The sequence below is a fragment of the Legionella nautarum genome (genome assembly GCF_001467895.1).
Lineage (GTDB): Bacteria > Pseudomonadota > Gammaproteobacteria > Legionellales > Legionellaceae > Tatlockia > Tatlockia nautarum.
On sequence record NZ_LNYO01000024.1, the window covers coordinates 503,141 to 524,417 of the forward strand.

Sequence of the window (21,277 nt, forward strand, 5' to 3'; positions counted from 1 at the left end):
TAAATCGAATTATTTTAAGGAACTAAAATGTCGCATTTATCAAAACAAGAGTTTAATCACATTGTTGAAGAAGCCTTACGATGGTATGAACGGGACAACGACGCTGGAGCTGATACAGCTCAGCAATACCTTGAGGCTTTTAAAGCCGCCCGCTTAAAGCAACCTAAAAAATCATCATCACAATCAGCCGCCTCCTCATCAGTTGTTGATCCCGAGGCTTTAGATAATTATGAAGCAGCGAGATTGCGAGCAAACTTAGCATCAGACGATAAGGAAAAAATATTCGTTGAAAAATTAAAAGCAGATCTACGCAAGCAATTTACTATTGAAGACCCTGTATTTACGGTTATTAATCGGATCGAACAACACATTCAACAATTACGCTCGCCCGCGACCTGGTTTCAATATAGTGCGGAAGCTAAAATAGCTGCTTTGGAAGCGTTAAAGCAAACACTTTTAACCAGAACAGAGGGCACTATTGGCGAAATAATAGAGAGATGGGAGAAAGTGCATAAGGATACCATCGCTAGCTCCAGAAACCTTTTTAAAGGAAAAGCACAGGATCCGGATACTAATACAGTTACACTTATTAATGACCTAAAATTAAAGTATGGCAATGAATCTTTATCTCTACCCGAAGACTCTGACAGCTCCTTGTCCCGTAAAGACAAGCAAAAAATATATCAACCTTTTTTAAATTATATCCAAGCACGGACAAGCTGGCTTCAACAGTTAATCACTTTTATTTTTAGAAACAGAGCTCTTTCTGAGGATAAATTAGTGTTTGCTCAGAGTGTGATGGAAGATATACAACTGTCTGATGACAGTTATAAAACTTTAGCGATGCTACAAGCGAAGCGAACGGTGCATGCTGAGATGAGTGAAGGCTGTAAGAAGTTCCATAACAATCTTAGAACGCCAACAGATAACAGCAATGAAAGCACTCTCTTGCAACAACCACCACAATACGAGGATAGCTATGCGCTTATGGCGGCTCTTCCCCAGCAGCAGCGTAAAACGACCCCCTCCTTTTGGCAGCGTTATCAGGAGGTGATGAAAGAAGGTACAAGCAGCGACTTAGCGGAAGCGTTTCATGAATCCATCGCTTCAATGAGAAACTAGTAGGTTGAGCCTTGGTTAAGAGGATTTTCAGTGAATTGGTTGGGTCAAGGCCCAACCTGCGATTCAGCAAAAAAAGCCGATCATTCTTCTTTTGGGATGCTAGAAAGCAAAATGACATAAAGTTGATAATGTTGTTATCTATTTGCACATTTTCTCTTTTTTAGTGATTTACAAAGCGTGCATACTCGAGTAGAGTAGGACGGCTTTGATTATTTTTTACACGATTATTAAGATTATTTTAAGCTTGCTTCGTTAAAATAAGGTTTAAAATTTTTTTTGAGTTTTGTCCTTATAGAAAGGGCGTTAAGCAAGCAGTTGCAATAGCAGAGAAGGAATGCAATGAGTTCTAATAAGCACGCGTTGACCATTTTTAGCCTAACCATGATTACGGTAGGTTCTGTAGATAGTATTCGTAATTTACCCGCTACCGCTTTATTTGGCAGTCAGTTGATTTCCTTCTTCATTATGGGGGCCTTGTTTTTTCTAATCCCTACGGCTCTGGTCTCTGCAGAGTTAGCCTCTGGTTGGCCGAAACAGGGTGGAATTTATATTTGGGTTAAAGAGGCTTTTGGTAAGCAAACCGGATTTTTAGCGATATGGTTGCAATGGATAGAAAATGTGATTTGGTATCCAACCATTTTATCCTTTGTAGCAGGAACGATTGGCTATCTTATTAATCCTTCGATGGCTTCAAACCCCTGGTTTCTGTGGCTGGTCATTATTAGTTCTTTTTGGGGAGCTACCCTGGTAAATCTGCGGGGCATGCATTCTTCTGCTTTATTTAGCAATATTTGTGCGTTGTCGGGTTTATTATTACCGATGGCTTTAATTATTGGCCTAGGCGCCGCTTGGATAATCGGTGGTAATCCTTTACAAGTGCAATTTGATGCACAGAGCATTAGCCCGCATTGGCAAGATCGCTCCCTCTGGGTTTCTTTAACAGCAATTATGATGTCTTTTTGCGGTATCGAAATCGCAACGGTGCATGCGAATGATGTGAATAATCCTCAGCACGCTTTCCCCCGAGCCTTGGTTTATTCGGTGCTGATTATTTTAAGCACTTTGATTTTAGGTTCACTGGCTATCGCGGTTGTTTTGCCGCAAAATGAGATCAATTTGGTTGCAGGTATCATGCAAGCGTTTGATGCGTTTTTCGCTAAATACCATCTAGTATGGTTTATGCCCATTGTGGCAATCATGCTAGTACTTGGCGGACTGGGTGGCGTGAGCAATTGGATTATTGCGCCAACAAAAGGGTTATTAGTCGCTGCTGAAGATGGTAATTTGCCAGAATTTTTCCAACGAGCCAATCGTCAAGGTGCGCCAGTTGTTATGTTAGTGACTCAGGCCATTATCGTCACGATCTTATCAGCCTTATTTCTTTTTATGCCTAGCGTCAATGGGTCGTATTGGTTATTAACTGCCCTAGCTGCCCAACTCTACATGTTGATGTATCTTCTTATGTTTATCGCTGCCATCAAATTGCGATTGAGCGCACCAGAGCACCCCAGAGCTTTTCGCATTCCTGGGGGATTAGGCGGTATGTTATTTGTGGCTGGCGTGGGGATTATTGGTGCCTTGACCACTTTAGCGGTCAGCTTTATGCCTCCTGAGGGGATTAATGTCGGTAGCATAACTCGTTATGAATTCACCTTAGTGATTGGTTTGATTGTGATGTGCTTGCCACCTTTCATCTGTTCGTGGCGACAGGCCCGCCTATTGGCTTTGCAACAGCAATTAGAATCTGCCTAAGTTCGATAGCTATGGACTATCGTGCGTTATTGCAGGAGTTAACTGCAAGACTACCTGAGTTGGAGTGGAAAATATCCGCTCTTGAAGGGGCGCTTTCAATGCATTCACTTCCCAGAGGATTATTTCGTCCTCGTTTAGAGGTTACCGCTGCAAGTTGCATCGAAGAAATTAAAGCGGATATTCGAACTTTAGCAGAACAAAAAATGGCTTCAAGCGCTTATTATCTAGCCCAACGAATCCAACAAAAAATTAATGTTTTGGTTACCCTTTGTCATCTGCAATCAAGCAAACCCAAAAATGAAAAAAAACCTAATTTTGGTTTGAACAGCATCAGTACTCGGCAACAATGGTTACAATCCTTAGAACAGGATATTAATCGTTTAACGGAGCAACAAGAAGCGATGAGCAAAGCACTGCGACAGATGCAGACTAGGGGGGATAGCCAAGCAGTTTTGCAGCTCAACGCAGAATTAGGGGAGATAGAAAAGCGCTTAACTTTAGCGAAGGAAACTTTTGCCCGTGCTTAGAGCTTACACATAGGTCAAATTATTACTTAAAAGTTTCGCAAATGCTTTGGCGTTCATAGGTTGGCCGTATAAGAAACCTTGTCCCTCGTCGCAATGGCAGTGTTCTAAAAAACGAAGTTGTTCAACGGTTTCGATGCCTTCAGCTAATACTTTCAATTTTAAGCCATGCCCCATAGCAATGATTGCCTCGACGAGTGAGGCATCACTGCTATCAACGTTGCAATTTTGTACAAAAGACTGATCAATCTTAAGTTTGGCGACAGGAAATTCCCTTAAATAATTGAGGCTGGAATAGCCGGTACCAAAATCGTCAATTGCTAGGTTAAGCCCCATCTCTTTTAGGTGCTTCAAAGTATATAAGTTTTGTTTTCTATCATCCATGAGGGTTGATTCGGTTAACTCAATTTCTACATATTTAGGGTCTAGTTTCGTTTCATGTAAAGCAAGTTCAATCTGTTTGACAAAGTTCTCTCGCATTAATTGTATGCCTGATACATTTATGGCGATATGAATGGGTCTAAGCCCCTGGTCTTGCCAAGCTTTATTTTGTAAACAGGCGGTGCGAAAAATCCACTCACCCAAGAGCACGATTATTCTTGATTCTTCCGCAATGGCAATAAATTGTAAGGGTTGAATTACCCCTTTTTTGGGATGTTTCCAACGAACGAGCGCCTCAACACCAATAATTTGTCCAGTTTTTAAATCAATAGTGGGTTGATAAAGTAAGAAAAATTCATTATTGGCCAACGCATTGCGCAATTCAATTTGCATCGCTAAGCTTTTTTCAGTACGCCTTTTCATGCTTTGATCATAAAGTTTGATAGTATTGCGTCCTTGGGATTTGGCAAGATACATTGCGATATCTGCATTTTTAAGTAGAGTTGCTGCGTCGGTGCCATCCTTAGGGTAAATACTTACACCAATGCTGGCAGTGACGACTATTTCTTGCTGCATTAACTGCATCGGTTTGGTGATTGCATCAAGCATTTTTTGTGTTAGTTTTAATATATCGCTGTATTTATTAGTAATGAATAACACAATAAATTCATCGCCACCAAAACGGCACACTGTATCACTTTCACGCGTATTATTTTTAAGACGTTTGGCAATTTCTTGGAGTAAAATATCTCCTAAATTATGACCAAGGTTGTCATTAATTAGTTTAAAATTATCAATATCAAGAAATAATAGATATAATTTAGTTTGATATCGTTTGGCATAAGCAATACCCTGATTTATTCGGTCATATAACAATGTTCGATTAGGTAGCCCGGTTAAAAGATCATGTGTTGCTTGGAAAGCGAGCTGCTGCTCCATCTGTTTTCTGAGTGTTATATCGCGAAAATTCCAGGCTCTTCCCGCGATTAAATTACGTCTCCAGTGAGGTTTGGAATACCATTCGAATACTTTGTTTTTACTGACAATTATTTCATCAAAACTTTCGTGAGAAGGATTGTTATGATTATCGTTTACTATTTTTAAAAATTCTTTTGGATTCTTAATTTGCTTTAAAGCCTCATTCATAAATAATTGTAAGTTTGGATTTGTAGCGAATAAGTTAGGAATTTGCCACATATCCAAGAATTTTTGATTGTAATACTCTATATGACCTTTAAGGTCGATCACTAAAATGCCATCGGCTGTCGATTCTAAAGTTGATTTAGTGATAGCCAATGCTTTTTCTAATTCATCTGCACGGCGGTTGACCCGTTTTTCTAGTAGTTGATTCAAGGTATCAAGATTTATATTTTTATATTGAAGCGTTAGGGTATTAATTAAAAATTTATTCATATAATAACAGCAAGAAAAAATGATGGGTAAATAGATAAGTCCGCATAATCCTAACAAAATATAGATTCCTCCTTGCGCAAAAAACCAAATGATAAAAGGGATAAAACTAGGAAAGAGAAAAAGAGCATATATCAGCGGAATAGGCGAAAAAAAAGGTATTGATACTGCGGTTATACCGAGGATAAAAATAAGCACAAAGGTTTGATGGAGAATGTTGTTCATCGGAATCAGAAGCGAGCCTGAAAACCCCCATCCTATTCCAGAAAAGAATGCGAAAAATGCTAATAAATAAAACCAAGTATGTTCTGTTAGTAAATCATGATTTTTTCGAAAATAGTAGATAACTAAGTACCAGGCACTATAGACAATTAAAATATAAACCAACCAAACGGTTATCAGTCGATGAGAAACGACAGACCAAAGTGAAATCGCGAGAAAAATTGCTGCAAAAAAATGAATGAAGATGCTGAAATAATTTTGTTTATAAAATAGGTGGATTTGCTCAGAAAGAATTTTATTTTCTAAAGGATTATTTCGATCTTTATGTTGTAAAATGAAGGCTATTTTTTTTTGGGTATTAAGTGCCATTAATTAATTTCCCCCTTTCCAATTAGCCTTCTTAGATCCTATTGCAGCTATTTATTAATTATAGCCAAAATCCTAGTCTAGCAACTGTTTTGAAAGTTTCTCTTGCAGTACAGGACAGAGGCTATACTTATATGACAAACCGCATAGGTATGAAAATGTTTAAAAAAATTCTAGTAAGCAATCGTGGGGAAATTGCTCTGCGTATTGTGCGTGCATGCCAGGAAATGGGTATTGCGGCGGTGACCATTTACAGTGAAGTAGATCGCTATGCTTTGCATGTTAAACGCTCTTCCCAGTCTCATTGCCTAAGCAAAAATCCTTTAGATGCTTATTTAAATATTCATCGTATTATTGAATGTGCGAAGGCAGCAGGCTGTGAAGCGCTTCATCCGGGTTATGGTTTCTTGTCTGAAAATGCTGATTTTGCTGATGCCTGTGAAAAAGCAGGGATTGTATTTATTGGCCCGTCTGCTCCTGTTATTGCAATGATGGGCTCAAAAGTCGCTGCACGAGAAGCCATGCAGCTTGCTGGAATTCCAACCATTCCAGGTAGCGAAGGCAGCTTGAATTCGGTTGAAGAAGCGCTGAGTTGTGCTGAAATTTTAGGCTATCCTATAATGCTCAAAGCAACTTTTGGGGGCGGAGGACGCGGTATTCGGTTATGCCATAATCCCGAGCAAATACGTCAACTCTATGCACGCGCTCAATCTGAAGCCAATAAAGCCTTTGGCAATTCACAAGTCTTCATGGAAAAATACCTTAGAAATCCTCGTCATATTGAAGTGCAAATTTTAGCGGATCATTATGACAAGGTCTTACACCTCTTTGAGCGCGATTGTTCTATCCAGCGACGGCATCAAAAATTAGTAGAAATTGCTCCCTCTCCTCAATTAGATGAAAGCACGCGCGAATTAGTTTATAGCTATGCGATTAAAGCTGCTCAAGCGGTAGGCTATACGAATGCAGGTACCGTTGAGTTTATGTTAGATGAAGATAATCGGCCTTATTTTTTAGAAATGAATACTCGTTTACAAGTTGAACATCCGGTGACGGAGCAAATTACCGGTATCGATTTAGTACAGCAACAAATTCGCATTGCAGCAGGTGAAAAATTGGATATGACCCAAGAACAGATCCATCGTCGTGGTTTCGCTATTGAATTTCGCATTAACGCTGAAGATCCACAAAATGATTTTTTACCAAGCTTTGGTCGGATTACCCGTTATTATGCACCCGGTGGGCCTGGCGTACGTATGGATAGTGCAATTTACACCGGTTATACGATTCCGCCAGATTATGATTCTTTGTGCGCGAAACTCACTGTTTGGAATCTTGATTGGCCCTCAACCTTATGCCGCGCACGTAGGGCGCTGGAGGAGATGCGTTTATTTGGGGTAAAAACGACAATCTCTTACTACCTTGAGATGTTGAAATCAAAGGAATTGCAGCAAGGCTTGGTGAATACTAGTTTAGTCGATGTTCATCCTGAATGGCTCCGTTATTCTAACAAGTCCCTACCCCAACATAAGGCAGCTGTCATTGCAGCAGCCCTTGCAGCTTATACTCATCAGCAGCAAGTTTGATGTTTTTACTCATTCCCAAGCTGAGATTTTTGCCAATCTCTGTTGTATTCATCCCTGCTTTCGCAGGGCTTGACAGTATTACAAATCAGTTCTGAAGGGCATAATTATCAATTAAGCGAATGTCTCCTATTCTCACTGCTGCAAAACGCCGGCCTGCATGTTCTTCAATGTATTCTACGAGGATGCCTTGTTTTTTAAGCGCGGTGATAATTTGTTGACAATCGTTTAGCTGATGAAAAATTTTAGCGAATTGCTCAGCTTCAATCCTTTGAGATGGGGAAAGGCGGTTATTGCGTGAACTGTAGGCCAACCCACTGTCTTCGCGAATGGTCGGACAGGCTTTGACTTCTATGTTCATAAAAAAAGCGGCAACCATGTCGCGAATTAATAAGTATTGTTGATAATCTTTTTCGCCAAAATAAACACGATGAGGCTTGGCAAGCTGAAGTAATTTCATCACTATAGTTAGGACACCAGTAAAATGCCCAGGTCTTTGCTTGCCTTCCATTAGTTGGCAAAGTTCGGTTTCTTGTAATTGATAGCGATAACCATCAGAGTACATAGCTTGTTCAGTAGGAAGGATACAAAAATCAACAGCGGCTTGTTCAAGAAGCGTCAGATCTGCCTCTAAAGTGCGTGGGTAATGGGTGAAATCATCACGTTGATTAAATTGAGTCGGATTAATAAAAAGACTTGCAACTGTATAATCATTCTCTTGTTTTGAGATAGTAAATAATGAGCTATGCCCACGGTGCAGGTTACCCATGGTGGGTACAAAACCGATTGATAACTTGGGATCTAAGGACTGACGAACGGTCATCCACTCCGAAAGCTCATGAAAAATTTGCATGTAAAACCCCTTAGATTGATTCCTAGCAATAGGAAAGCATGCTCAGCAAACCAACCTTGCCATTAAGTCTAAAGAATTGCTCTTTATCTCGACGCCCCAGGGCTTGCCCGCGGGACGTCGGCAAAGGAACAACCTGAGCTGTACTTTTTAAAAAGCATATTCCTTCGTTGGAAAGTTCGCGCTTTGGACTTCTTTTGCATAGCTATTGATTGCTGCTAAGAGTAGCCCTTTAGATTGTGCGTATTGCTTCACAAACTTGGGTTGAAACTCGGTTTGCAAGCCTAAAAGATCATGCCAAACTAAGACTTGGCCGTCAGTGTCAGCGCCAGCGCCAATACCAATGGTGGGAATGGTTAGGGTCTGTGTAATTGCTTTTCCTAATTCTGCCGGCACACATTCAATAACCAAGGCAAAGCAGCCTGCAGCTTCCAACTCTGTAGCTTGTTGGATGAGACGAGCAGCCTGTTCTTGCTCCTTACCCTGTACCTTGTACCCCCCTAATTGATGCACAGACTGAGGTGTTAAACCAATATGTCCAATAACGGGGACACCGGCTGTCACGAGGTAGGAAATGGTTTGGCAAGTATCAGAATCGCCACCTTCAATTTTTACCGCATGGGCTCCGGCTTGCAGAAGGCGTCTGACATTACTGACAGTGTCTGCTTGCGAGAGACGATGGCTTAAAAAAGGTAGATCCGCAATTAAAAAATGCGTCTTCAAGCCGCGGGCGACTGCTTTAGTATGCAATTCCATCATTTCCATTGTTGCCATAACCGTTGTTTCATGACCGTGCACTGCCATAGCGACGGAGTCTCCCACTAAGACGCAGTCAATGTTTGATTCAGCGATAATCCGTGCGGAAGGATAATCATAGCAAGTCAGCATGCTTATTTTATTTTGTAGCTGCTTTTTTCGTTTAAAATCGTGGATTTTCATGCTGTCCTCCTTAATCGAGGAGTGACAGAAAAAAGAAAGAAACACAGAAAAATTTTAGGTACCTGTCGCATGGATCAAGTCCTCCAAAAATGATTTATAAGGTCACCGCTTTTAAAAAAGTCGGTGCTAGCAGCAATTAAAAACTAAATTGCTTATCTAAGATAATAAATCACGCGCGCGAAAATGCAAGTTGGGTTATGATTCTTAGATTCAGATCAAATGGGTTTTCTATGATCCTAAGCGATAAATTAAACAGCCCTGGAGAGCATCCTTTTATTTTTAGCGGTCTAGCAGGGCAGTTGGAGGCTGTATTGACAATACCAACTGAGGCCAATCGATCTTACCTTGCCTTACTTGGGCATCCGCATTCTTTGCAGGGCGGGACAATGAATAATAAAGTAGTTACTACTATGGCTCGTGCGTTTAAAGAGCTCGGAATTCCTAGTTTACGCTTTAATTTTCGCGGTGTTGGCCAATCGGAAGGCGTTTATGACGCGGGTTTAGGTGAAAGTGAAGACCTGTTGGCTTTAAAGCGTCTGTGTCAACAAGAAAGGCCCGAAGCGCAATTTATCTTTGCTGGTTTTTCCTTCGGTTCTTATGTTACTTATCGAGCGGCAGCTCAATCTGAGTCTCGGTTATTAATCACGATTGCTCCACCTGTTCATCATTATAACTATCGCGAATTTACAGCACCTCAGCCCTGGTTAGTGATGCAGGGTGATGACGATGAAGTAGTGCCTTTATCTCTTGTGCTTGATTTTACAGAAGAATTTACGCCACCGTTACCTGTGACTCGTTTTGCAGAAACAGGCCATTTTTTTCACGGTAAATTAATCGAGCTTAAAGAACAACTCATCCAATCGATTTCTGCTGAGGTTGCTGGACTATGACCTTAGTTGAGCACTATGAAGAAGGCATTATAAGAGGCGATATTAATGACGACCCTGCACAACGTCAGGTTTTGTGGTCTATGCAAAGACTGTTGGAAGAGTTAGAACAACCCAAACCCTCTTGGTTTTCTTTACGAAAAAAAGCGCCAATAAAAGGCATTTATTTACATGGTCCTGTCGGTGTAGGGAAAACTTATCTAATGGATATGTTTTATCAGGACCTCCAGGAAAAACACAAAGCTCGCTTTCATTTTCATCATTTTATGCAACAAATCGATGCCCAGTTACGCAAGCGACAAGGCCAAAAAGATCCCTTACGCTATATTGCAGCCGATATTGCTAAAAGTATTCGCTTACTCTGTTTTGATGAGTTTCTTATCCATGATGTTGCTTACGCGATGATTCTCGCTGAATTTTTGCAGGCACTCTTTGCGAATGGCATCATTATCGTCGTGACTGCCAACACCAAACCTGATGATTTATATCTTAACGGAGTGCATCGTGAACGGTTTATACCAGCAATCGAGCTCATTAAAACAAGATGTGAAGTCATCAGCCTAAGCCATCCCAAAGATTATCGTTTGGGAAGAGAGCGGATTCTTGAAACTTATCTTTATCCTCTCGATGAAAAAAATCAGGTAATTATGGCGGAGCAATTTGCTAGTTTGACTAAAGTTGTCCAAGAGAATGGTAGTTTGAATATCCAAAATCGCGAGATACCCTATATCAAATGTGGTGAACAAGAAGTATGGTTTGATTTTAAAGTAATTTGTAATTTACCTCGTAGTAATTTGGATTATTTAGAAATTGCTGAGCGCTTTGATACCGTGTTTTTGAGTGGCATCCCGCAGTTATCTGAGAATGATACGGTGTATGCGCTCTTGTTAATCCACTTTATTGACGTCCTCTACGATCGAGGGATTCGCTTAATCATTTCTGCAGCAGTTCCGCTTGAGGATCTGTATTTAAAAGGTGAGGTGAAAGGGGAATTTACCCGTACCTTGAGTCGATTACAGGAAATGCAAGCGGCAGATTATTTACAACGTCATCCCTGGCGCCACGAACACGACTTATCGATGTTATTGTAAAAATATCAAACTACTCAAAAGCAAGTGGTTAAAATCTAGTATTTTGATCTATCTTGAGTATAATGAGTAAGTTATCGTTCGAGATATCTTAACTTCTTATCTTTAGTGCATGGATTGCTATGTGGCTTGTCTGGGTTGCCTTATCGAGGCCTTATACTTTCATCGTGCTGGCTTTAATGCTATTAATCATTGGGCCATTAGCGATATTACGAACACCAACTGATATTTTTCCTAATATTAATATCCCCGTTGTGAGTGTCTTATGGTCTTTCGCTGGTATGCCCCCGCAAGATTTAGCAGACCGTTTAACCAGTGTTTTTGAGCGTGCAGTTACTACGACAGTAAATGATATTGAGCATATTGAATCAGCATCGCTTTTGGGAATCAGTGTGACTAAAGTGTTTTTCCATACTGGCGTTAATGTGGCCCAAGCCTTAAGTCAGGTAACAGCAATTGGACAAACATTGTTAAAACAAATGCCGCCAGGAACTACGCCGCCGCAAATTTTATCCTACAATGCCTCTTCTGTTCCTGTCCTTCAATTGATTTTATCGAGTAAAACTTTACCCGAGCAAGATCTCAATGACTTAGGCAACAATTTTATTCGGACTCAACTTGCAACAGTACAAGGGGCAGCTTTGCCTTTTCCTTATGGGGGTAAAATAAGGCAGGTTCAAGTTGATTTGAATTTAAAAAAAATGCAAACCTATGGGATTTCTGCGCAAGATATAAATAACACTATCAATGCGCAAAATCTTATTTTACCTGCCGGAACGCAAAAAATTGGCCTGTTCGAATATTACGTCACCCTGAATGCCAGTCCTAAGTCAGTTGATGAAATGAACAATTTTCCGCTGAAAGCAATTCCCAATGGCGTGCTCTATGTCCGCGATGTTGCTCATGTTCGCGATGGCTTTCCTCCGCAAACCAACATAGTAACCGTTAATGGTCAGCGCGCAGTCATGATGTCGGTGATTAAAACCGGAGCTGCTTCGACTCTAGATATTGTCAGGCGAGTGAAGGCGCTTATTCCCTTATTAAGGGACATGATGCCGCCCGCCTTAAACTTATCGGTAATTGGTGACCAGTCTGTATTTGTGATATCAGCAATCAAAGGTGTTATCAGAGAGGGGGCGATCGCTGCCTGTTTAACAGGATTAATGATTTTACTGGTTCTTGGAAGTTGGCGTAGCACCCTAATTATTACTCTTTCCATACCTTTGTCGATCTTGGCTTCGCTGTCAATTTTATCGGCATTAGGAGAGACAATTAATATTATGACTTTGGGTGGTTTAGCTCTTGCAGTCGGTATTTTGGTGGATGATGCGACTGTCGCCATTGAAAATATTAATTGGAATTTAGAGCAAGGCAAGGATGTAGAGACTGCAATCTTAGATGGTGCAAAACAAATTGCCATTCCCGCGTTAGTTTCGACCCTCTGTATCTGTATCGTTTTCGTGCCTATGTTTTATTTGGGGGGAGTGGCTCAATACCTCTTTGCTCCTTTGGCTGAAGCGGTCATTTTTGCGATGCTAGCTTCTTACATTTTATCGCGTACCCTTGTTGCAACCATGGCAAAATATTTACTAAAGCGACATGATCTAACTCATTCCGCAGAAAAGAGCCCTAATCCTTTTGTTCGGTTCCACGTTGGTTTTGAAAAACGCTTTGATCAATTCCGTCAAGGTTACCATTATTTATTAGAGCAGGCTTTAAACAATAGAAAAATCTTTGTTCTGTCTTTCTTGACCTTCGTTTTGGGTTCAATTGCACTGATGGGTCCTTGGCTTGGTTCTAATTTTTTTCCTGATGTGGATGCTGGGCAAATGAAATTGCATTTCCAAGCCCCCACTGGAACTCGTGTAGAGGAAACGGCACGCTTGTCAGGAGAGATTGGTGCGATGATACGCAGACTTATTCCTAAAAATGAGCTTGGTAGTATTGTCGGAAATATTGGGTTACCTACCAGCGGGATTAATTTGTCCTATAGTAATTCTGCCACAAACGGTCCAGGGGATGCGGATATTTTAATTTCGCTAAAGGAAAAGCATAGGCCGACTAAAGATTATATTCGTGAATTGAGGCCGCTATTACAAAAAAAATTTCCTGGCGTCGTTTTTTCTTTTTTACCGGCCGATATCGTTAACCAAATTCTTAATTTTGGCTTGCCATCAGTCATTGATATTCAAATCGTGGGCTGGAAAGCAAAGGCGAATATAGAACATGCTAAGATGTTATTGGAGCGGGTGAAGCATGTGCCGGGGGTCGTCGATGCCCATTTTCGCCAAGCCTTCAATTATCCAACGATAGCTGTGGAAGCTAATCGTAGCCGGGCAAGAGAACTTGGATTTAGTCAATTTGATGTTGCGAATAATTTATTAATTACGCTTTCCGGCAGTTTCCAAACGACGCCTAATTTTTGGGTGAATCCAAAAAACCATGTTTCTTACCCCATTGCCACTCAAGCACCGCAATACTATATGAATTCTTTACAAGCGTTGCGTAATATTCCTATTACTAGCCCCTTGAATAGTGCTCAGGCACAAATTTTGGGGGCATTAAGCAAAAATACGCGCACTATAAATCCTGTAGTTGTTTCCCATTATAATGTTCAACCGGTCATTGATATCTTTGCTTCCGTCCAAGATACGGACTTGGGTTCGGTGGCTAAGGCGATTCATAAAATTCTTAGGGATACAAAAAAAACCATTCCTCTTGGCTCATCGGTGGTGGTGCGAGGACAAATAGAAACGAAAGATCAGGCTTTCACTGGGTTATATATTGGACTTATTTTTTCGATTGTCTTGGTTTATTTGCTCATAGTGATTAATTTTCAGTCATGGCTTGATCCTTTTATTATTATTACCGCTCTTCCTGCTGCATTAGCTGGTATTGTCTGGTTGCTATTTCTTACTCATACTACTTTAAGCGTTCCCGCTTTAACGGGTGCAATCATGTGTATGGGAGTAGCCACTGCGAATGGTATTTTGGTCATTAGTTTTGCGCGTGATCATATGAGAGAAGGGAATGATCCTTATCATTCGGCACTTGAGGCCGGTACTACGCGATTACGGCCAGTATTAATGACTGCTTTAGCAATGATTATTGGTATGTTTCCCATGGCACTTGGCCTAGGAGAAGGCGGTGAGCAAAATGCACCGCTCGGACGTGCTGTAATTGGTGGTTTATCGTTTGCTACAGTGGCTACGCTGTTTTTTGTTCCTACTATTTTTTGCATTATTCATAGCCGTAGATATAAGAAAGAGCAGGGAGAAAAGCATGACTGACGAAAGTCACTTGCCCCAAAAATCTAAATTCTTGCGCTACCTTGTGTTGGCCCTTATTTTATTTTTAGGGCTTGCTCTGTTGCTCATTTTTTCGCGTATGCAAGCGAATCATAAGCTACGTAAAAGGACTAATGTTCAAGCAACACTCGTGGTTGCTACGTTGATTACAAAACCCGGTCCTGCCACTGAGGAAATTGTTTTACCCGCTACAGTACAAGCTTGGCATGAGGCAACGATTTATGGACGAACCAATGGCTATATTAGAAATTGGTATGCCGATATTGGCTCTCACGTTAAAGAAGGTGATTTGCTTGCTGAAATTGAAGCCCCCGAAGTGAATGCTCAATTAAATCAAGCAGAGGCCGATTTGAATACTGCGATTGCGAATGAAAATCTCGCAATTATCACCGCAAAACGATGGATCAATTTATTAAAAACAGCTTCTGTCTCAAAACAAGAGACGGATGAAAAAATCAGCGGCCAAGAAGCAACGGCTGCTTTAAAACAAGCGGCGCAGGCAAACCGCGATCGCTTACGTGATTTGGTGAGCTATGAACGAGTTATCGCCCCCTTTGACGGTATCATTAGTCAGCGTTCTATTGATATCGGTTCACTAATCAATGCCGGAAGTGGTACAGGGGTCTTTCCTTTGTTTCATATCGTGCAATCGAAACGCCTGCGTGTTTATGTGCAAATCCCGCAAACTTATGTTTCGAATATCAAACCCGATATGGTGGTTACTTTGACTTTCTCTGAACATCCAGGCAAAAGTTTCCCAGCAAAGCTTTATAAAACAGCAGATGCAATCAATGCGACTTCACTAACCTTGCTGGCTCAATTCTGGGCTGATAACCCCGATGGGGAGTTGTTGCCAGGCGGTTTTACAGAAATGCACTTTAAGATGCCGCTGTCACGAAACCTTATCCATATACCGGTTAACGCTCTCCTATTTAGATCAGAGAATTTACAAGTTGCGGTGGTGGATAAGAACAATAGGGTAAGTCTACGCTCTATAACAGTAAGTCGCGATTTTGGTAATGAGGTTGAAGTGAATACTGGACTTAAGATCGGGGAACGCGTTATTTTAAATCCACCCGATTCCTTGAGTGAAGGACAAAAAGTTCAATTGGCACCTAAAGATAATGAAGCACCAAAAGAGCCGCCCTTAAAATGAGCAATAAACCTGTTAAGCAAGTTATTTTTCTTGGTTTAATCATTCATTTCTTGTTTGCCTGTTCTTTTGCTCCTAAATATAAACGTCCGCCTATGCCGATTCCGGCGCACTACAAAGAAACTAAGGATTGGAAACTTGGTGCTGGCTTAGCTGCCCTTAATAAAATAGACCATTGGTGGTTGATATTTGACGATCCGGTGTTAAATGAATTAGAAAATAGATTAACCTGTGGTAACCAGGATCTAAAAGCCTATTTTGCACGGTTGCAAGAAGCTCGCGCCGCTGTCCAAGTCGCTCGCTCGGCCTTTGTTCCTACTATAACAGGAATAGCCAATGCCAATACACAACAAACGTCCAACCATGTGGCTAACCCAAATACGACAAGACGCTACAGTGATTTATTAGTAGGCGCTGATTTGACTTATGAATTAGATGTTTGGGGGCGCGTGCGCAATTTAGTGGCAGCCAACGAAAGTCTTGCAGAAGCTAGTGCTTCCGACCTGGCGGCAGCTACTTTGAGTATCCGTGCTGAATTAGCAAGTGATTATTTTAGTTTAAGAGGAGCCGAGGCAGCGCAGCGTGTTTTGGATGACACCGTCATTGCTTATCAGAAAGCCTTATTTTTAACGCGCAAACGATACACAGGTGGGGCGTCGCCTATTGCTGATGTTGATCAAGCGGAACAGCAATTAGAAAATGCCAAGACTTTAGCAACTGACATACGCTTACAACAGGCACAACTTCAGCACGCAATTGCTGTATTAGTGGGTGATATTCCCGCCAATTTCAATATGCCCCCCGAAGTAACTAAGATGAAGTTAGTTGCCGTGGATCCCGAACTGCCTTCCAGCTTATTGGAGCGTCGACCCGATATTGCTGCGGCTGAGCAACGTGTACAAGCAGCAAATGCAGAAATCGGCGTTGCCCGTGCTGTCTTTTTCCCGCAGTTTACTTTATTGTCAATAGGGGGTTTTGAAAGTCGCGCCTTAGCCAATTTGTTCACCAAGCCAAGTATATTTTGGTCGTTGGGGCCGCCCAGCGGTATCTTTGCTAACCCTCTTTCGCGGGTCATCTTATATGATGGCGGTTATTTAGAGGGGCAATTAAAATCGGCTACTGCAAGTTATCACGAAACAGTGGCTCTGTATCGCCAAACGGTACTGACTGCGTTTCAAGAGGTCGAAGATGGTCTTGCCGCCGTTCGTTGGTTAGATCAAGAAGAGCGTAGCCAAATCGCGGCTGCAGCGGCGGCCAGTCGTTCCCTAACTCAGGCTAAAAATCGCTATGTAGGTGGTATTACCAACTTTCTTGATGTAGTGGTAAATGAGAATATAGCCTTACAAGCTGAGCTTGCATTAGTCAATATACGCACGCGTCGCCAGCTTGCAAGTGTACAACTTATTAAAGCTTTAGGTGGGGGGTGGTCTTGCTCAACTAAATGTGCTGTAAGTTGCCCAATACGAAAGGGGTGTTCGACAGCATAATGGAGTAATTATTAATGTTGCTTTTATTTTAAGGAAAAAATTATGGCTAAAATTCTTTGTGTTCTTTACGATGATCCAATCGATGGCTATCCGCAGACCTATGCACGCGATGATTTACCTAAAATAGAACATTATCCCGATGGACAGACAGTGCCTACGCCTAAAGCGATCGATTTTCAACCAGGCACTATGTTAGGAAGTGTTTCTGGTGAGCTTGGTTTGCGCAAGTTTCTGGAAAGCCAAGGTCATGAATTCATTGTTACTTCGGATAAAGACGGTCCTAATTCGGTTTTTGAAAGAGAATTAGTCGATGCTGATGTGGTCATTTCGCAACCCTTTTGGCCGGCTTATTTAACCGCGGAACGCATTGCCAAAGCTAAGAACTTAAAATTAGCAATCACTGCTGGAATTGGCTCAGATCATGTGGATTTACAAGCCGCTATGAATAGAAATATTACTGTTGCCGAGGTCACTTTTTCAAATAGTATTAGTGTGGCTGAGCATGTGGTGATGATGGTTTTATCGCAAGTGAGAAATTATCTGCCTTCTTACCAATGGGTTCTTGATAAAGGTTGGAATATTGCAGATTGTGTCAGCCGTTCTTACGATCTTGAAGGCATGACAGTCGGTACTGTTGCAGGGGGCCGTATTGCTTTAGCTGTATTAAAGCGCTTAAAACCTTTTGATGTTAAGTTGCATTACACTGATCGTCATCGCCTACCTGAAAAAGTGGAGAAAGAATTAGGTTTAGTGTTTCATGACAAGGTAGAGTCTTTAGTCAAAGTTTGTGATGTGGTTTCTATTCATTGCCCTCTGACCCCAGAAACAGACAATCTATTTGATCATCAATTAATTTCTAAGATGAAACACGGTGCCTACCTGATCAATACAGCCCGCGGTAAGATTTGCAACCGTGAAGCGATAGTAAAAGCTTGTGAATCAGGACAACTTGCAGGCTATGCAGGTGATGTGTGGTTTCCTCAACCCGCACCAAAAGATCACCCCTGGCGTACCATGCCCCATCATGGTATGACGCCTCATATTTCTGGAACCTCGCTTTCCGCCCAAGCTCGTTATGCTGCCGGAACACGCGAAATATTAGAATGCTGGTTCGATAAACGTCCTATTCGCGATGTGTATCTTATCGTCGATCAAGGAAAGCTTGCCGGAACAGGAGCGCATTCTTATACAGCAGGAAATACGACAGCAGGGTCGGAAGAAGCGGTTAAGTTCAAAGAAAAAATTTAGCAAATTAGCCTTCACTGAGCGGCTTGATTAGAAGGTTTTTAAAAGACCGCAGCAGCACCTGGCATCTGCTGCGGCCTATAATAGCATCTACATTATCCTAATAACTTACTCCCAATTTTTTCTAAATTGAGAATGATTCTCGATATCATTTGTGTTAAACTTTTATACTAGATGTTTTTTTGAATTGGATATCATGCGCATTACTGAACTGGCCAAAGGTGATCGTGTACGTTTAGTTGATTTTGGTTTAACCGATCTAGCTTATCGACGACGTTTATTATCCTTAGGTATTACACGCGGTGTGGAATTGCAAATTGTAAGGGTAGCTCCTTTAGGCTGCCCAGTTCAAGTAGAGGTTCGTGGTACCGCATTGACTTTGCGCAAAGAAGAAGCCGGCGAATTAGAGTGGGAACGGATATGACGCAGCTTTTATTAGTAGGTAATCCAAATTGCGGTAAAACAACCTTGTTCAATGCGCTGACAGGCGCCAATCAACGCGTAGGCAATTGGCCTGGTGTAACCGTAGAAAAGAAAACAGGCCGTTTTATTCTAGACGAACAAACAATTGAGGTGACTGACTTACCTGGTATTTATTCCCTCGCTTCATCCGGCAATAGTTCAAGTCTGGATGAGCAAATTGCAGCCAATGCAATCGTCAGCCTTGAGGCGGATTTAATTATCAATTTAGTAGATGCTTGCCATCTTGAGCGCCATCTCTATCTGACAAGCCAAATTCTAGAGCTAGGTAAACCGGTAATAGTTGTCCTCAATATGATGGATATTGCTAAACAACGAGGCATTGAGATCGACCTCAAGCAATTATCTAAGCAATTGAATTGTCCTGTCTTTGCCATACAAGCCCATAAGCAAGTTGGGTTATCAGCGCTACAGCAAGCCATTAAAAATCCTGGTCAAATGAGTAAACCACTCGACCTCAATTTTCCTCCTTCCATTCATAACTCTTTATTGCGGCTAGAGCAACAATTGCGAGCGCAATCTATTGAATCGCGCTATGTCCCTTATTATGCCCGTCGTATTCTAGAAGGCGATTATGCTTTAGGACTTAAGCTTTTGGGTGAAGATAAGAGAATTAGCGAGTCTGCTGAACAAGATATAGACATTATTATCGCTGATGCGCGTTATGAAAAAATACACCAAATCGTTCAAACGATACAACAAAAAGGCAGTGATGCAAGCGAGCATTTTACTGCCAAATTAGATCGTGTTGTTTTGCATCGCTATTGGGCTTTCCCTATATTTTTTGCCATGATGTATCTGATGTTTTTATTCGCAATTAATATTGGCGGCGCTTTTCAAGATTTTTTTGATATCAGTACTGATGCTATTTTCGTCCAAGGCTCTGCTAAAGTGCTGGAACAGTTCAATAGCCCTGCCTGGCTTATTGCTTTAATCGCCAATGGGGTAGGTAAAGGCATTAATACCACCTTAACCTTCATTCCTGTTATTGCAGCCATGTTTTTCTTTTTATCGCTATTGGAAGCCTCCGGTTATATGGCACGCGCAGCCTTTGTTGTGGATAAGGCAATGCGCGCGTTGGGTTTGCCGGGTAAATCCTTTGTGCCCATGATCGTTGGTTTTGGTTGCAATGTCCCTGCAATTATGGCGGCCCGCACACTTGACTCGGAAAGAGATAGGATCTTGACCGTTTTAATGAGCCCTTTCATGTCCTGCAGCGCTCGCTTAGCTATTTATGCGGTTTTCGTTGCTGCCTTTTTCCCGACAGGCGGCCAGAATATTGTTTTTTCACTGTACCTAATTGGTATTTTGATGGCCGTATTGACTGGATTTATTTTACGTAAAACCAGTTTACGCGGGCAGACTTCGCCCTTGATTTTAGAGTTACCTGCTTATCATCGGCCTTCATTAAAACGTTTAATGAAAGAGACTTCTTTGCGTTTGCGTCATTTTGTTATTCGTGCCGGTCGTTTAATTATTCCTATTTGTGTCATTTTAGGTGGTTTGAATGCAATGACCATTCAGGGTGGTCTAAGCCAAGCGGAAGCAAGTACTCATTCTGTTTTGTCGGCACTAGGTCAATGGCTAACCCCTGTTTTTGCGCCAATGGGACTACATCAAGATAACTGGCCTGCAACAGTGGGTTTATTAACCGGAATGCTAGCGAAAGAAGTTGTCGTTGGCTCTTTGAATTCGCTGTATGCGCAAATTGGTCAGGTGGGACAAATGTCGGTTGCCCATTTTGATTTTTGGGCGTCATTACAGGCGGCACTCTGGTCAATTCCGCAGAATTTATCGCAATTGGGATCTGCTTTAATCAATCCAATTATTGCGAGTGCTCCTGATGGAGAGGTTTCGCAATCTGTTTATGGAATGATGGTACAACGTTTTGATGGACAAGCAGGGGCTTATGCCTATTTACTATTCATTTTACTCTATATTCCCTGTGTTTCGACGATGGCAGTTATCCGCCAAGAAGCAAGCCGTAAATTGATGTGGTTTTCTATCTTTTGGTCCTTTATTATTGCCTATGCTACGGCAGTCTTATTTTATCAATCAGCTACTTTTGCTGCTCATCCGCAGCAATCAATAACCTGGGTACTAGTAATCTTAGGTTTTGCTGGTTTAGCATTTGGAGTCTTACGGGTTAGAACGTTGAATTTAGGAGGGACTCATGTTACTACAAATTCGTGAATACCTACGCCGCGAACGAGTTGCTAGCAATCAGCAAATTGCAAGAGAGTTCCATTTGGATCTGCAAGCCTTGCAACCCATGCTTGATCTTTGGCTACGCAAAGGTGTTATTGCCTGTTGCCAAGCGAAATCAGCTTGTCAAAGTCGCTGCTTTAAATGCAAAACTCCCCCGGTGTATTATCAATTTTTAGAATCTTGCTGAATAATTGCTTCTTTTACACTTTCTTAATGTTCTAGAACTGTGCTCGGCAAGCTAATTTGGGCTAAGATAGTTTATATCTTAAGAA

General features: G+C 41.6%; 16 protein-coding genes. 13 read left to right on the forward strand and 3 right to left on the reverse strand.

Annotated features, from left to right (window positions below; genetic code table 11):
- Positions 1-27: 27 nt before the first annotated feature.
- The 3 genes from Lnau_RS13970 (at position 28) to priC (ending at position 3,401) form a co-directional block, all read left to right on the forward strand.
- A complete protein-coding gene (locus tag Lnau_RS13970) occupies positions 28-1,122 on the forward strand; it encodes a hypothetical protein (protein WP_058505744.1) in 1,095 nt (364 codons plus the stop codon).
- Between the two features lie 339 nt (positions 1,123-1,461).
- Entirely contained in the window at positions 1,462-2,874 is a 1,413-nt protein-coding gene (locus tag Lnau_RS13975) for an APC family permease (RefSeq protein WP_058505745.1), read from the forward strand.
- A gap of 11 nt (positions 2,875-2,885) precedes the next feature.
- Positions 2,886-3,401: a primosomal replication protein PriC gene (gene priC / locus Lnau_RS13980; protein WP_058505746.1), complete on the forward strand. Its 516-nt coding sequence runs from the start codon at positions 2,886-2,888 to the stop codon at positions 3,399-3,401.
- Positions 3,402-3,404: 3 nt separating this feature from the next.
- On the opposite strand, the gene Lnau_RS13985 is transcribed toward priC, so the two are convergent.
- Positions 3,405-5,780 (reverse strand): sensor domain-containing protein, encoded by a 2,376-nt coding sequence (locus tag Lnau_RS13985; RefSeq protein ID WP_065240308.1) that lies wholly within the window; start codon positions 5,778-5,780, stop codon positions 3,405-3,407.
- A 155-nt stretch (positions 5,781-5,935) separates the two neighbouring features.
- Here Lnau_RS13985 and Lnau_RS13990 point away from each other — a divergent pair, with 155 nt between their 5' ends.
- On the forward strand, positions 5,936-7,363 hold the full coding sequence (locus tag Lnau_RS13990; protein WP_058505747.1) for an acetyl-CoA carboxylase biotin carboxylase subunit: 1,428 nt from the start codon (positions 5,936-5,938) through the stop codon (positions 7,361-7,363).
- An 85-nt stretch (positions 7,364-7,448) separates the two neighbouring features.
- On the opposite strand, the gene panC is transcribed toward Lnau_RS13990, so the two are convergent.
- Together panC and panB are read right to left on the reverse strand one after the other, a co-directional pair.
- Positions 7,449-8,213 carry a pantoate--beta-alanine ligase gene (panC, locus tag Lnau_RS13995; RefSeq protein ID WP_058505748.1) on the reverse strand — a complete coding sequence of 255 codons (765 nt, stop codon included), beginning with the start codon at positions 8,211-8,213 and terminating at the stop codon, positions 7,449-7,451.
- 147 nt (positions 8,214-8,360) lie between these two features.
- Positions 8,361-9,149: a 3-methyl-2-oxobutanoate hydroxymethyltransferase gene (gene panB / locus Lnau_RS14000; protein ID WP_058505749.1), complete on the reverse strand. Its 789-nt coding sequence runs from the start codon at positions 9,147-9,149 to the stop codon at positions 8,361-8,363.
- Between the two features lie 230 nt (positions 9,150-9,379).
- Between panB and Lnau_RS14005 the strand changes: the two genes are divergently transcribed.
- The 9 genes from Lnau_RS14005 (at position 9,380) to Lnau_RS14045 (ending at position 21,192) form a co-directional block, all read left to right on the forward strand.
- Positions 9,380-10,039 carry an alpha/beta hydrolase gene (locus Lnau_RS14005; RefSeq protein WP_058505750.1) on the forward strand — a complete coding sequence of 220 codons (660 nt, stop codon included), beginning with the start codon at positions 9,380-9,382 and terminating at the stop codon, positions 10,037-10,039.
- Positions 10,036-11,127 (forward strand): cell division protein ZapE, encoded by a 1,092-nt coding sequence (zapE, locus tag Lnau_RS14010; protein WP_058505751.1) that lies wholly within the window; start codon positions 10,036-10,038, stop codon positions 11,125-11,127. Before Lnau_RS14005 ends, zapE begins: the two co-directional genes overlap by 4 nt.
- A gap of 119 nt (positions 11,128-11,246) precedes the next feature.
- A complete protein-coding gene (locus Lnau_RS14015) occupies positions 11,247-14,414 on the forward strand; it encodes an efflux RND transporter permease subunit (protein WP_058505752.1) in 3,168 nt (1,055 codons plus the stop codon).
- Complete coding sequence (locus tag Lnau_RS14020) at positions 14,407-15,588, forward strand: efflux RND transporter periplasmic adaptor subunit (protein WP_058505753.1); 1,182 nt, start codon at positions 14,407-14,409, stop codon at positions 15,586-15,588. Before Lnau_RS14015 ends, Lnau_RS14020 begins: the two co-directional genes overlap by 8 nt.
- Positions 15,585-17,072 (forward strand): efflux transporter outer membrane subunit, encoded by a 1,488-nt coding sequence (locus tag Lnau_RS14025; protein ID WP_058505754.1) that lies wholly within the window; start codon positions 15,585-15,587, stop codon positions 17,070-17,072. Before Lnau_RS14020 ends, Lnau_RS14025 begins: the two co-directional genes overlap by 4 nt.
- A gap of 42 nt (positions 17,073-17,114) precedes the next feature.
- Positions 17,115-18,320, forward strand: coding sequence for an NAD-dependent formate dehydrogenase (locus Lnau_RS14030; protein WP_058505755.1), 1,206 nt, complete (start codon positions 17,115-17,117; stop codon positions 18,318-18,320).
- A 193-nt stretch (positions 18,321-18,513) separates the two neighbouring features.
- On the forward strand, positions 18,514-18,741 hold the full coding sequence (locus tag Lnau_RS14035) for a FeoA family protein (RefSeq protein WP_058505756.1): 228 nt from the start codon (positions 18,514-18,516) through the stop codon (positions 18,739-18,741).
- The gene (gene feoB / locus Lnau_RS14040; protein WP_058505757.1) at positions 18,738-20,990 is read left to right on the forward strand and encodes a Fe(2+) transporter permease subunit FeoB; all 2,253 of its coding nucleotides are present in this window, start codon (positions 18,738-18,740) and stop codon (positions 20,988-20,990) included. The genes Lnau_RS14035 and feoB overlap by 4 nt, the downstream gene beginning before the upstream one ends.
- Positions 20,971-21,192 (forward strand): FeoC-like transcriptional regulator, encoded by a 222-nt coding sequence (locus Lnau_RS14045; protein WP_058505758.1) that lies wholly within the window; start codon positions 20,971-20,973, stop codon positions 21,190-21,192. Before feoB ends, Lnau_RS14045 begins: the two co-directional genes overlap by 20 nt.
- Positions 21,193-21,277 lie beyond the last annotated feature (85 nt).